This window comes from Turicibacter sanguinis (assembly GCF_013046825.1).
GTDB lineage: Bacteria > Bacillota_I > Bacilli_A > MOL361 > Turicibacteraceae > Turicibacter > Turicibacter sanguinis.
In genome coordinates this window covers 2,864,635-2,876,553 of record NZ_CP053187.1, presented here as the reverse complement: position 1 = coordinate 2,876,553, position 11,919 = coordinate 2,864,635, and the positions used below count along the sequence as shown (strand labels likewise).

General features: G+C 34.5%; 12 protein-coding genes. 9 read left to right on the top strand and 3 right to left on the bottom strand.

Annotation, left to right across the window (positions count from 1 at the left end):
* Positions 1-39 precede the first annotated feature (39 nt).
* The 4 genes from HLK68_RS13920 to HLK68_RS13905 all read left to right on the top strand — a co-directional run bounded on the left by HLK68_RS13920 (position 40) and on the right by HLK68_RS13905 (position 4,691).
* Positions 40-366 (top strand): putative DNA-binding protein, encoded by a 327-nt coding sequence (locus HLK68_RS13920; protein WP_006783810.1) that lies wholly within the window; start codon positions 40-42, stop codon positions 364-366.
* 3 nt (positions 367-369) lie between these two features.
* Complete coding sequence (ffh, locus tag HLK68_RS13915; protein ID WP_006783809.1) at positions 370-1,797, top strand: signal recognition particle protein; 1,428 nt, start codon at positions 370-372, stop codon at positions 1,795-1,797.
* Between the two features lie 219 nt (positions 1,798-2,016).
* Positions 2,017-3,522 carry an alkaline phosphatase gene (locus HLK68_RS13910; protein ID WP_040763755.1) on the top strand — a complete coding sequence of 502 codons (1,506 nt, stop codon included), beginning with the start codon at positions 2,017-2,019 and terminating at the stop codon, positions 3,520-3,522.
* Between the two features lie 17 nt (positions 3,523-3,539).
* Positions 3,540-4,691: a YibE/F family protein gene (locus tag HLK68_RS13905; RefSeq protein WP_132942616.1), complete on the top strand. Its 1,152-nt coding sequence runs from the start codon at positions 3,540-3,542 to the stop codon at positions 4,689-4,691.
* Between the two features lie 42 nt (positions 4,692-4,733).
* On the opposite strand, the gene HLK68_RS13900 is transcribed toward HLK68_RS13905, so the two are convergent.
* Positions 4,734-5,222 (bottom strand): RDD family protein, encoded by a 489-nt coding sequence (locus HLK68_RS13900; protein WP_006783806.1) that lies wholly within the window; start codon positions 5,220-5,222, stop codon positions 4,734-4,736.
* A 483-nt stretch (positions 5,223-5,705) separates the two neighbouring features.
* On the bottom strand, positions 5,706-5,951 hold the full coding sequence (locus HLK68_RS13895; protein WP_129821791.1) for a hypothetical protein: 246 nt from the start codon (positions 5,949-5,951) through the stop codon (positions 5,706-5,708).
* Positions 5,952-6,736: 785 nt separating this feature from the next.
* Here HLK68_RS13895 and rsmD point away from each other — a divergent pair.
* The 3 genes from rsmD (at position 6,737) to HLK68_RS13880 (ending at position 8,337) form a co-directional block, all read left to right on the top strand.
* Entirely contained in the window at positions 6,737-7,288 is a 552-nt protein-coding gene (gene rsmD / locus HLK68_RS13890; RefSeq protein ID WP_006783804.1) for a 16S rRNA (guanine(966)-N(2))-methyltransferase RsmD, read from the top strand.
* Between the two features lie 35 nt (positions 7,289-7,323).
* Positions 7,324-7,809, top strand: a complete 486-nt coding sequence (gene coaD / locus HLK68_RS13885) for a pantetheine-phosphate adenylyltransferase (protein WP_009606230.1) — start codon at positions 7,324-7,326, stop codon at positions 7,807-7,809.
* Between the two features lie 228 nt (positions 7,810-8,037).
* The gene (locus tag HLK68_RS13880; protein ID WP_006783802.1) at positions 8,038-8,337 is read left to right on the top strand and encodes a cytochrome b5-like heme/steroid binding domain-containing protein; all 300 of its coding nucleotides are present in this window, start codon (positions 8,038-8,040) and stop codon (positions 8,335-8,337) included.
* Positions 8,338-8,362: 25 nt separating this feature from the next.
* On the opposite strand, the gene HLK68_RS13875 is transcribed toward HLK68_RS13880, so the two are convergent.
* Entirely contained in the window at positions 8,363-9,487 is a 1,125-nt protein-coding gene (locus HLK68_RS13875) for a nucleoside recognition domain-containing protein (RefSeq protein ID WP_129821790.1), read from the bottom strand.
* Positions 9,488-9,645: 158 nt separating this feature from the next.
* Between HLK68_RS13875 and HLK68_RS13870 the strand changes: the two genes are divergently transcribed.
* Together HLK68_RS13870 and feoB are read left to right on the top strand one after the other, a co-directional pair.
* Positions 9,646-9,876: a FeoA family protein gene (locus HLK68_RS13870; protein ID WP_006783800.1), complete on the top strand. Its 231-nt coding sequence runs from the start codon at positions 9,646-9,648 to the stop codon at positions 9,874-9,876.
* 22 nt (positions 9,877-9,898) lie between these two features.
* A complete protein-coding gene (gene feoB / locus HLK68_RS13865; protein ID WP_006783799.1) occupies positions 9,899-11,890 on the top strand; it encodes a ferrous iron transport protein B in 1,992 nt (663 codons plus the stop codon).
* Positions 11,891-11,919 lie beyond the last annotated feature (29 nt).

Genomic DNA, 11,919 nt, shown 5'->3' with positions numbered 1-11,919 from the left:
TCGTTTAGTTTGTATATAGAAGCTAGTGGGGGCATTGTGATGTTAGAAAAAGTCAATCGAATGAATGAACTGTATGATGCATATCAAGTATTATTAACATCAAAGCAGAAGACTTATCTTGAGCTTTATTACCAAGAAGATTTATCGTTGAGTGAAATTGCTGAACAATTTGAGGTAAGTCGTAATGCCGTGTTTGATAACATTAAACGAACAGAGAAATTGTTAGAAGATTATGAAACGAAGTTACAATTATTAAAAAAGCGTGAAATACGTGAAGAAATTTTAGATCAGATGCAAGTTCATACACAGGATGAGCAGATGATGAAGTGGATTAATGAGTTGCAACAACTCGATTTGGAGGTTTAATTTATGGCATTTGAAACATTATCAGAACGACTACAATCGGCCTTAAAAAGTGTCACACGTAAAGGAAAATTAACTGAAAAAGATGTTGACGTGATGATGCGTGAAGTACGCTTAGCGTTACTTGAAGCCGATGTTAATATTAAAGTTGTACGTGAATTTATTAATGAAGTTAAGGAAAAAGCTGTCGGAGAAGCTGTTTTAAAAAGCTTAACACCAGGGCAGCAAGTGATTAAGATTGTTAATGAAGAGTTAACGAAATTAATGGGGGATAGCGCGGCTGAGTTAAACTTTGGTCATGCTAAACCAGCTGTTTTTATGATGGTCGGATTACAAGGAGCCGGGAAAACGACACACACAGGAAAAATTTCAAGTTATTTACGTAAAAAAGAAAAGAAAAATCCATTATTAGTTGCCTGTGACGTGTATCGTCCTGCTGCCGTTGATCAGTTAAAAACAATCGGTAAGCAATTAAATATTCCGGTTTATGAAAAAGGAACATCAATGAACCCAGTTGATATCGCAAAAGAAGCGATGACTTATGCTCGTGAAAATGGTCATGATTTAGTCATTATCGATACAGCTGGACGTCTACATATTGATGAGCAATTAATGGATGAGTTAAAAAATATTAAAGAGCTTGTTAATCCTCAAGAAATCTTATTAGTCGTTGATGCGATGACTGGACAAGATGCGGTTAATGTCGCTCAATCATTCCATGATCAATTGGATTTAACAGGGGTTGTGTTAACGAAGTTAGATGGTGATACTCGTGGTGGTGCTGCTTTATCAATTCGTAAAATTACTAATGTTCCAATTAAATTCATCGGTCTTGGTGAAAAATTAGATACATTAGAAGTCTTCCATCCAGAGCGTATGGCATCTCGTATTTTAGGAATGGGAGATGTTATGACCTTAATCGAACGTGCTCAAGAAAACTTCGATGAAGAAGAAAGCATGAAGTTAGCGGACAAAATGATGAATGCTACTTATGACTTTAATGATTTCTTAAAGCAAATGAAACAAATGAAAAAACTTGGAGCATTTGAAGATATTTTAAAAATGATTCCGGGTGTCGGAAACCAATTAAAAGATATTAATATTGATCCAAAACAAATGGCACGTGTTGAAGCGATTATTTACTCAATGACAGAGCAAGAGCGTAAAAATCCTGATTTAATTAATGCAAGTCGTAAGCAACGTATTGCAAAAGGTTGCGGATGTGATATTGCAGAAGTTAATCGTATGATTAAACAATTTACAGATATGCGTAAAATGATGAAGAAATTCTCAAGCATGGATCCACGACAGATGGAACGTATGGCCAATGCCTTGCAACGCGGAGGTAATCCAGGTGCAATGGGTGGCTTTGGAGGCATGATGGGACAAGGTAAAAAAGGAAAAGGTAAAGGTCGCGGTGGCTTCCGTTTCTAATATCGTTAAAAGAGAGTACTGAATTAGTGCTCTCTTTTTTGACATAAAAATTTAGATTTTACGAAAAATAAAAAATACGATTGATAAAGATAAGTCAGATTAATAAGAGAATATCATGTCGTCTAGATATTCCTCATATTCTCTAAATTTAGATTTTTTGATGAAAAATCTATCATTTGGTTATCATAAGTTTATTGGTTAAAAACAGGAGGATGGATGATGAATAAAAAATGGTTAAACATCCTATTATCAATGGCAACTGCTTTAACGGTTGTGATGGGGTGTTCAAATGAAGAAGAAAAATCAGTATCAGTTGCTGAAACAATTGAAGTGACGGTGGCGCCTAAGTATGTATTTATGTTCATTGGAGATGGAATGTCACAGGTTCAGGTAAATGCTGCCCAAGTCTATACAGGAAATGATGGAGAGGGTGAAATCACAACTAATAATTTAAATTTTACAGCTTTTCCTACGGTTGGATTGGTCACGACACATAATTCAACGTCTTTCGTTCCAGACTCAGCCTCTACAGCTACAGCTTTATCTTCTGGTGTGAAAACGCATAGCGGAGTCATTGGGTTAGAAGCAAATAAAACGAAGGTAACAGAAAGCATCACTGAAAAATTAAAATTAGCAGGAAAAAAAATTGGAATTGTGACAACAGTCACGATTAATCATGCAACCCCTGCAGCGTATTATGCTCATGTTCCATCTCGAGGTGATTATTACGAGATTGCCACACAATTAGCAACATCTAACTTTGATTATTTTGGCGGGGGAAGCATTGCACAGCCAACGGGAAAAAATGAAGATGAACGAAATGTGTATGAGATCATTGAAGAAAATGGATATCAAGTAGCTAAGACGAAGGAAGATATTTTGGCGCTTGACTCCTCATCAGGTAAGGTATATGCTCAAAGTCCTGTGTTACAAGATTCAGGAGCCATGCCTTATGCCATTGATGCCAAAGAAGACGATTTAATGTTGGCTGATTTTGTCGAGAAAGGGATTAAAGTCCTAGATAACGAACAAGGATTTTTTATGATGGTAGAGTCAGGGAAAGTCGATTGGGCTTGTCATGCAAATGATGCCATGACGGCCATTGCTGAAGTGTTAGCTTTTGAAGATGCCGTTCAAGTGGCAATTGATTTTGCAAATGAGCATCCTGAAGAAACGTTAATTTTGGTGACCGGTGATCATGAAACAGGAGGAATGAGTATTGGATATGCTAAAACAGGTTATCATACAGCGTTTGAGTTGTTAAAGGCACAAAAAATGTCTTATGTTGCGTTTGATGAATTAATTAAAGATTTAAAAGCAAGCAACCCAAATTTAACGTTTGAGGATGTATATCCGATTATTAAAGAAAACTTTGGATTGATATCATCAGAAGATGAAGAGGCTACTCATGGAGAAAAGGCATTGTTTGTCATGTCGGATGATGAGTTGAAGAAATTAAAGGCTGGCTTTGAAGAGTCGATGAAAAATAAGGATGATCGAGATCAAACTGAGGAGGCTCAAATTTTATATGGCGGATATGATCCACTATCGGTTAGCTTAACTCATCTTTTAAATAATAAAGCAGGTATTGGTTGGACATCTTATGCGCATACGGGAGCACCGGTTGCGATTTATGCGAGAGGTGTTGGAGCTGAATTGTTTAGTGGATTTTACGATAATGTGGATGTCTTTCATAAATTAGTTGAAATTTGTCAGGTAGATTAAGTGAAGGAGTCAGCAGTGTGAAGCGTAAAGAGATAGTATTTGTTAGTGTTTTTGTTTTGTTGTTAGCGATTCTTTGGTTTTTACCAACAGGTTATGAACAGCAGATTTATATTAATTCATCAGGCGTTAAAGCAACCGTGAGATCTGTCAATAACAGTGGGGTTTACACGACTGGATTACTTAATCAGGGGGATCAGCGATGCGAAATTGAAATTTTAAGTGGAGCACATAAAGGTGAAATCGTTGAAGGAATGAATCTTTTAACGGGAAAACTAGAAGTCGATAAGTTATATGAAGTCGGAGATAAGGTATGGACGTTGATTGAGCAAAATTCATCAGGTCAAGTCATATTTGCTAATTTAATTGATTATTATCGATTGGACGAACAACTGATTTTAGTTGGTTGTTTTATCTTCTTACTCATTATGGTTTCTGGATTTACCGGGGTTCGGACGTTATTGTCTTTTGCTTTTGCATTACTGAGCATTTGTAAAATCTTAATTCCGTCCTTATTAAGAGGTTGGAATCCACTTTTTATGGCTTTAATGGTGGGGAATTTATTAACCATCGTGACGTTGTTATTAGTAGCAGGCTGGACCAAAAAGGCTTATACAGCCATAGCAAGTTCGATGATTTGTTCTTTTTTGACTTGTTTATTAGCGGTATGGTTTGGAAGATTATTTAATATTGATGGAGCGGTAATGGATTGGTCAGAATCGCTTTTGTATTCAGGTTATCAAAATTTGGATTTAGACGGTATTTTTCAAGCGGGTATTTATTTAGCATGTTCGGGTGCCGTTCTAGATTTAGCCATTGATATTTCAGCGGCACTTGAGGAGGTGTTAAAGCATCATCCGACCATCAAACGCACTGCCTTAATTAAATCGGGACTTACAATTGGAAAGTCAGTTATTGGGAGTCAAATGACGACCTTGCTGTTGGCTTATATGGGAAGTTACATTACGATTTTAATGGTTTATTTAGCACAAGGAACGCCTTTGTTATCCATTTTAAATTCTCAAAAGATTTCAGCTGAAATTTTGCACACGTTTATTGGATGTATGGGACTGGTGCTGGTTTCTCCTTTAACTGCTTTGATTTGTGGAGTTTTTTATTGTCCTATATCAAGAAAGAAACAAGAAGAATTAGTGATGGAACTAACTCAATAAAAAAGTATCGAATCCTTCTTGAGGACTCGATACTTTTCATTTTTAGCGGATGCTTCGTTGGGAATTATAATGGTTATAGTAATCGTCTTCAGCTGCTTGATCGCGTTGTGCATATAATAATTGAGGGTCTAAGTCTACGACACGTGTTTTGAAAATTAAATCATGTATCGTTCGTTTATCCTTTCGTTCGCTGATCATATAAAAGCTAGCCAAATGGGTGATACCGAAAGAAAAGTATAGGGATAAGTATTTAAAAAGTTCTCGAAGATGAATTTGCCACCAAGTGAGTTCTTTCTCATCTTTTATCATAACCGGTTTAATTTTCATTAATTTTTTTCCAATCGTTTGTCCATGATTTAAGCTAGGAAATAAGATGGCCATGACATAAAAGACAATGATAACCACAGGGTATTGAATCGGCCCTGTTAGTGCCAAAATAAGAATAAACATAAGACCAATCGTCATCGATAAATCCAAAGCATGGGCATTCATTCGTTTTTTAAATGGAGCAAGATAATAACTTTCTTTCATTACAATCACTCTCTTTTTACCAATTTTTAGATATTATAACACGCTTTCATTGGGTAGTAAAGATAAAAAAATAAGCCGCCTAGGGGGGGGCGGCTTATTCATTCATACTTTGACCATATGTGAAAGGGAGAGGAGAAGTATGATAGAAGAATAGGGGGGATTATATTACTGTAACCTCTCGGCTACACTAATAATATTGACCATCTTTTTATTTTCTATACGTTTATTTTAAAAATAGATAAGAGTTTTTGTCGTTCCTTTAAGGGATTATAAGATAATTGACAAAACAGAGTGTTTTATAAGTTATTCTCTAGCTTCAAAGATCGATGACATTGTAGAAGATACTTAATTTTGGAGAAATAATCATTGGAGGGGAGTAGATTAGGGGGGTGTTAGGAAATTATATTTGTTGATTGAAAAAGAAAAAAGATATTAGAAATTCATCTAACATCTTTTGGTTATAATATTAATTTTTAATTTAGATTATCCAAGCCCGACAAATAAAATAGCCATATAAGCTAAAGGAATTAGATTTAAGAGAAGTCCGGCAATTCCAATCCATTTTTTTTCTGGCTTTAAAGATAAAGAGAAGGCAGCTAGAGCAACCCCCATAACTGCTAATAGGATAACAGCGATCATTGAATTAATTAAAGAAGTGAATAACACTACGTTTAATGAACATCCGATAATAAGACTTGATAGTCCGATAATTTGAGAATAAGCTTTCATCGTTTAGTAACCTCCTTGTTGATGATATAAAAGATTTAGATAAATCAAATATGAGGGTAAATATACATTTGCTAAAAATCTTTAATAGATGCATTAAAGGGGAAATAAAAGCACATAAATTAACATTCTTGTTGGATAGACTAATCAGTCTTTGGTATAGAAAGGTTAATTGGTCCAGTTTTTTATTTATTCCTAGCAATTATACTTTGCTTTTCAAAGCACTTTTAATATATCACGTTAATATTAAGTTTGAGATTATTTAACGTAAACAAGCTGAAATTATACGTAAATATCTTTTTTATGGTATTTAAGCTAATTTTATATAATTTTTCCAAATTATATTTTTGATGAAGGGAATATGAATTGAAGTTATTCAGATTAAAAACTCTGTCATTGGAAATCGATGCAATCGTAATAGTTTGAAGATGATCATTAAAAAGGTGTTTTAATTAAAACATTAGGATTTTAAAATACTATAAAATTAGTAAACTTTATTGAAAAGATAGAAGTGAATTGATCGCAATAGATTTAAAGAAATATATTTTGTTGATTTTTCGACCTTCTAACATTAAAATTAAAAGAGTATTCGTCAGATTAAAAGTTTGAGTTAGATAATTCTTAACATTAATAGTAAGAGAGATTAAGATAGAGCGCTAACTGTAACTAGACATTTTTAATGAACTTTCCCGCTAGTCATGATGGAGTTACTCCAGATAATAAAAGATGATAAGTTCAATTACATTTTAATAATGAGATAAAATAGAAAAATATTAGGAAGTGATAAAATGCGAGTCGTAGCCGGAACATTAAAAGGAAGAAGCATCAAAGCAGTAAAAGGTACGAATACTCGACCAACGACTGATAAAGTAAAGGAAAGTATTTTTAATATTATTGGCCCATATTTTGATGGTGGAATCGCTCTTGATTTATTTGGTGGAAGTGGAAATTTAGGAATCGAGTCATTAAGTCGAGGAATTGATAAAGTCATTTTTGTCGATCGAGAAACGATTGCTATTAACACGATTAAAGAAAATGTTAAAGATTTACGAATTGAAGATTGCGTCGAAATTTATCGTAATGATTATTTTAGAGCGTTAAAGGCGTTAGTCAAGCGAGACATTCAGTTTGATTTAATTTTATTAGATCCACCTTATAAGGGACAGAAAATTAATGAGATTATTGAGTTTGTAAATGAACACAACCTATTAGCATCTGGGGGAATCATTATGGCGGAGTGCTTAAAAGAAGATGAATTGCATGAGATGATAGGGGATATCAAACAAGTTAAACGTGAAATTTATGGCATCACATCCATTACGATTTATCATCGTGATTAATCCTTTGTAAGGATGATAGTGGAGGAATAGCAGTTATGAAAAAGATTGGAATTTATCCAGGAACGTTTGATCCTGTTACCAATGGTCATTTAGATATCATTGGTCGTGGATATGAATTATTTGATTATTTATATATCGCTGTTGCTGAAAATATTAATAAAAAAACATTGTTTACGGTCGAGGAACGTGTTGACATGTTAAAAAAAGCAACCAAACATTTAGAACGTGTTGAAGTCGTTGTTTGTGCTGATGCGTTAGTAGTTGATTTTGCTAATCAACTTGGTGCTAAAACGATTTTACGTGGATTACGAGCGGTAACGGATTTTGAATATGAGTTTCAAATTGCAACGACGAATAAACGATTACAACCTAGTATTGAAACAGTGTTTTTAATGACGCGTGCTGAAAACATGTTTTTATCATCCTCTACGACAAAAGAAGTTGCTAGATTTGGTGGAGATGTTTCAAGCTTTGTTCCTGAGTTTGTGCAAGAGGCATTAAAGAAAAAATTTAATAAATAATTTAATAAATAATGAATGGATAAAACCAGCGTTTAAGAACAATGGTTTTATCTTTTTTTTTAGACATTTGTTCTTATTTGCTAATAATCGACTCGATGGTTTCATATAGTGAAATGTTTAGCGACAAAAGACTTATTTAGGCTAAATCAGTACCTATTTATGAATTTCTCTCATAGATTATATGAGAAGAACAGTAAGGTGAAATAGCAAGAGAGGGGAAAAGAACATATGCCTTTAAAAAGTTATGATGATGGTAAAACGCACCGTGCCACTGTTTCTAAACTTATTTATCCTAATCAAGTGTTCACGTTAGAAGAAATTAATCGTTTCTTCAATGGAAAGAATGGAAATCCAACTTACGTGGTTGTCAATGGGTTAGTATTTGATATTACCGATCGTTTGAATGATTTTTACGAAGAGTTTGGATATATTGATGAAGTTAAAACAGAAATTAATGATTGTCACTTAGGAAAAGTTAAAATGCTGGTGAACGAAACAAATTTAGTCGGGTATATTAAACACAAATAAAGCAAAAAGATGAAGGAGTTTTCCCTCATCTTTTTGCTTTTTTATAACGATCCATCTGATGAATGATAAGTTGTAGAGGTTTAAGAATCAGATATGAAATCATGAATCCAAGTGTTAATTTAACAAAAGGATTTAGAATGAATAACGGATGAAATCCGACTTGTAAAAATACATCATCTGTTTGCTCGAGGTATTGATAGCCAAATAGGACGATCAGAGCGCTACTTATACCGTGTACGCATCGCATGAATAAGTACTTGATGTAAGAAACGTTTAAATTTTTAGCGAACATAAAGGTTTGAGTGTGAATTGAAAGCCCTGTAAAGCTCACAATAAAGGCAGTTAAAATCAGTTTCGTTTTAAATGGGAAAGAAGCTGAGGCAACTTTTGTCACACCTTGTGTAAACTCGAGCAGTCCTGCAAAGAATGGCTCAATCGTGTTGATGTTCATAGAAGATAAAATAGGTGCTAACAGTTGATCGAACCACTCAATTAAGTGAATGATGTTAAAAGCTTCTGAGACAATGTAGAAAAAGACGATAATTCCACCCACACGTAATAAGGTTTGAATGCTACTTTCAATACAGTCGATTAAAATAGTAGCAAAGGATTGTGTTGGATATTCGATATTAAGTGTTTTAGAAGAGGTCGTCTTAAAATAGGGATAACACAGAATAAAAACAGTGATAGACCCAAGAAGATGACTCGTTAATAACAGATATCCTATTTGTGTCGATTGATAAAGGACAACTCCGATTGTTCCAATGATAAAGAGTGGACTTGAAAAGTTACAAAAATAAAGAAGTCCAGTTAGCTCTCGTTCGGAAATCAGATGCTTATCATAGTACTCACGTGCCATTTTCGGCCCTGATGGATTTCCACTAATGAAGCTCATGAACATCACAAAGAAGGATAAAGGCGAAATTTTAAGAACCGATTTGAAAATGGGTGCGAATAATTTTCCAATCATTTGAGGCACTTGATAGTAAATCATCAAGCGAGTGAGCACAAAGAATGGAAAGAGAGCGGGAACTACTTTTTCAGCCCATGTTAAGAGTCCAGTTTTTGTCGAGGCAATAATAGGAGCGGGATAAAGCAGTAATAAAACTAGAAATAATAATAACACAACAGATTTCATTATATTTTTCATTTTTCTTCACCTATAATGAATGTATTATTTAAGTTAAGCAAATATGTATTAAATCTGATGCCAAGAGTCAACTTTTAAACAAGTAGACAGATAATTTGGCATATGATATACTATATTTATTGATAATAGTTATCAATAAAAAGAAGGGGGCCAAGAGAATGGATTTATCGACATTAAAAATAGGTGAAACGGCTGTCATTCTTGAATTTAATGGGATTTCTGATAGTTTTAGTCGTCGTCTTTATGATGTAGGGATTTCAATTGGTTCTGAAGTGACGATGTTGAATGTGTTAAACTTTGGACAATTATTTTATATATCAATCGAAGATGTTGATTTTTGCATCCGTGTTGAAGATGCGAAAAAAATTAAAATAGAAAAAATATCATGAGGATGAGAGTAGAGGTGAAAAAATGAGATACATGTTAATAGGAAATCCAAATGTAGGGAAGACCACTTTATTTAATAATTTAACGGGTTCGAATGCTCATGTTGGAAACTGGAGTGGGGTAACGGTTGACAAGCTAGAGGGAAGTATTAAGAAAACGGATGACGTTTTAATCGATCTTCCTGGAACTTATAGTGTGACTCCAAGTAGTGAAGACGAGGGAGTTGTGACATTTGCCATTTTAAATGAAGATTACAATGGATTTTTAAATATTGTAGATGCCACACACTTAAAGCGTAATTTACATTTGACGATTCAGTTGTTAGAAGCTGGCGTTCCAATGACCATTGCGATGAATATGATGGATGCCTTAAATAGAAAAGGATTGCAATTAAATGTAGAAAAGTTACAAGCGTTGATTGGTGTGCCAATTTCATTAATTTCCGCCCGTAAAAATCAAGGAATGGATGACTTAATTAGCGTGTTACCTACATCAAGTTCAAAGGTAGCCTTTAATTTGTATTATGGTGTGGAAGTTGAGAGTGCGATTAGTAAAATTAGTGCGTTACTTGATTCAACACCTACTCATTTGGATTCACGTTGGATTGCGATTCAAATTTTAGAAGGAAATGAAGGGATTTTTAGTCATTTATCTTTATCACATGCGGATGAGATTCGACAGGTGGTTGCTAAAACAGAGCAAATCATTATCGAAAAAGAAATTGCCCTATCATTAAAAGGAGCCATTTTTAATAAACGACGTGAGTTTATTTATAAGGTATATCAAGAATCGATGGAAGTAATTCCAGGGTTTCAACCGGATGTGAAGCCGAAGTTAACGAGTGTTGATCGCATTTTAACGCATCCAATTTGGGGAGCTATCATCTTCTTTATTTTTATGCTTCTCATTTATTCGATTACATTTGATTTAGTTGGAAATCGTATTTCGGATGGATTTGATGGCGTTTTAAATGATTGGATTATCCCACAAATCGAGAATTTATTAGTGATGCTAGGGGCCTCACCTGATGGATTTATTTACGGTGCCATAATAGATGGTCTTGTAGCTGGGGTTGGTGGTGTGATTATATTCTTACCTCAAATTTTAATTTTGTTCTTCTGTTTATCGTTAATGGAGGCAACAGGTTACATGGCACGTGTGGCGATTGTGATGGATTATATTTTCTCTCGCTTTGGATTAAATGGAAAAGCCATTGTTCCCTTAGTCACAGGATTTGGATGTAACGTTCCCGCTATTATGGCGACTCGTACGATTCCAGATCGTTCAGAACGTATTAAAACGATGATGATTATTCCATTTATGTCATGTTCAGCTCGTTTACCGGTTTATGTTTTATTCGTGGGAATGTTTTTTAGTCGTTTTCAGTCGTTAATTATCATGGCCCTTTATTTACTAGGCATTATCATCGCTTTATTAAGTGCTAAATTATTATCGGTCTCGATGTTTAAGAAAACAGAAACGAATTTTATTTTAGAAATTCCACCGTATCGTGTGCCACAATTTAAAAATTTATTAAATCAAACGTTAAATCGTGGAAGTGACTTCTTACATACTGCAGGGAAATTTATTATTTTAGGTTCAATTATTATGTGGATCTTAAATGAGATGGGGCCAGCCGGCCTACATGTTTCAGGTGACGAGAGTTATTTAGCGATACTCGGTGGTGTCTTAGCTCCTTTGTTTTTACCTCTTGGATTTGGAACTTGGCAAGCTGCGAGTAGTTTAGTGGTCGGATTCTTAGCCAAAGAACTTGTGGCTTCATCTATGCTTATTATCTGTGGTGGTGAAGCGGGACTAATGAACTTATTTACGCCACTTCAAGCATTTTCTTTCTTAGTGTTCTCACTCCTTTACATCCCATGTTTATCGACCGTTGGGGTAATGTATCAAGAAACAAAATCAGCGAAGACGACGATGATGATGGTTGGCTTTGGATTGATTGTGGCTTATGTTGTGACGTTTGTCTTTTATCAAATAGGTCATTTTATATTTTAAACTGAAGTAAAAAGGCACTGAAACTGTAA

Bases quoted from the DNA above. Each gene is read 5' to 3' on its own strand.
- HLK68_RS13900 (WP_006783806.1), bottom strand. From the start codon at position 5,222: ATGAAAGAAAGTTATTATCTTGCTCCATTTAAAAAACGAATGAATGCC.
- HLK68_RS13895 (WP_129821791.1), bottom strand. From the start codon at position 5,951: ATGAAAGCTTATTCTCAAATTATCGGACTATCAAGTCTTATTATCGGA.
- HLK68_RS13870 (WP_006783800.1), top strand. From the start codon at position 9,646: ATGGATTTATCGACATTAAAAATAGGTGAAACGGCTGTCATTCTTGAA.
- HLK68_RS13875 (WP_129821790.1), bottom strand. From the start codon at position 9,487: ATGAAAAATATAATGAAATCTGTTGTGTTATTATTATTTCTAGTTTTA.
- HLK68_RS13880 (WP_006783802.1), top strand. From the start codon at position 8,038: ATGCCTTTAAAAAGTTATGATGATGGTAAAACGCACCGTGCCACTGTT.
- coaD (WP_009606230.1), top strand. From the start codon at position 7,324: ATGAAAAAGATTGGAATTTATCCAGGAACGTTTGATCCTGTTACCAAT.
- feoB (WP_006783799.1), top strand. From the start codon at position 9,899: ATGAGATACATGTTAATAGGAAATCCAAATGTAGGGAAGACCACTTTA.
- HLK68_RS13910 (WP_040763755.1), top strand. From the start codon at position 2,017: ATGAATAAAAAATGGTTAAACATCCTATTATCAATGGCAACTGCTTTA.
- rsmD (WP_006783804.1), top strand. From the start codon at position 6,737: ATGCGAGTCGTAGCCGGAACATTAAAAGGAAGAAGCATCAAAGCAGTA.
- HLK68_RS13920 (WP_006783810.1), top strand. From the start codon at position 40: ATGTTAGAAAAAGTCAATCGAATGAATGAACTGTATGATGCATATCAA.
- ffh (WP_006783809.1), top strand. From the start codon at position 370: ATGGCATTTGAAACATTATCAGAACGACTACAATCGGCCTTAAAAAGT.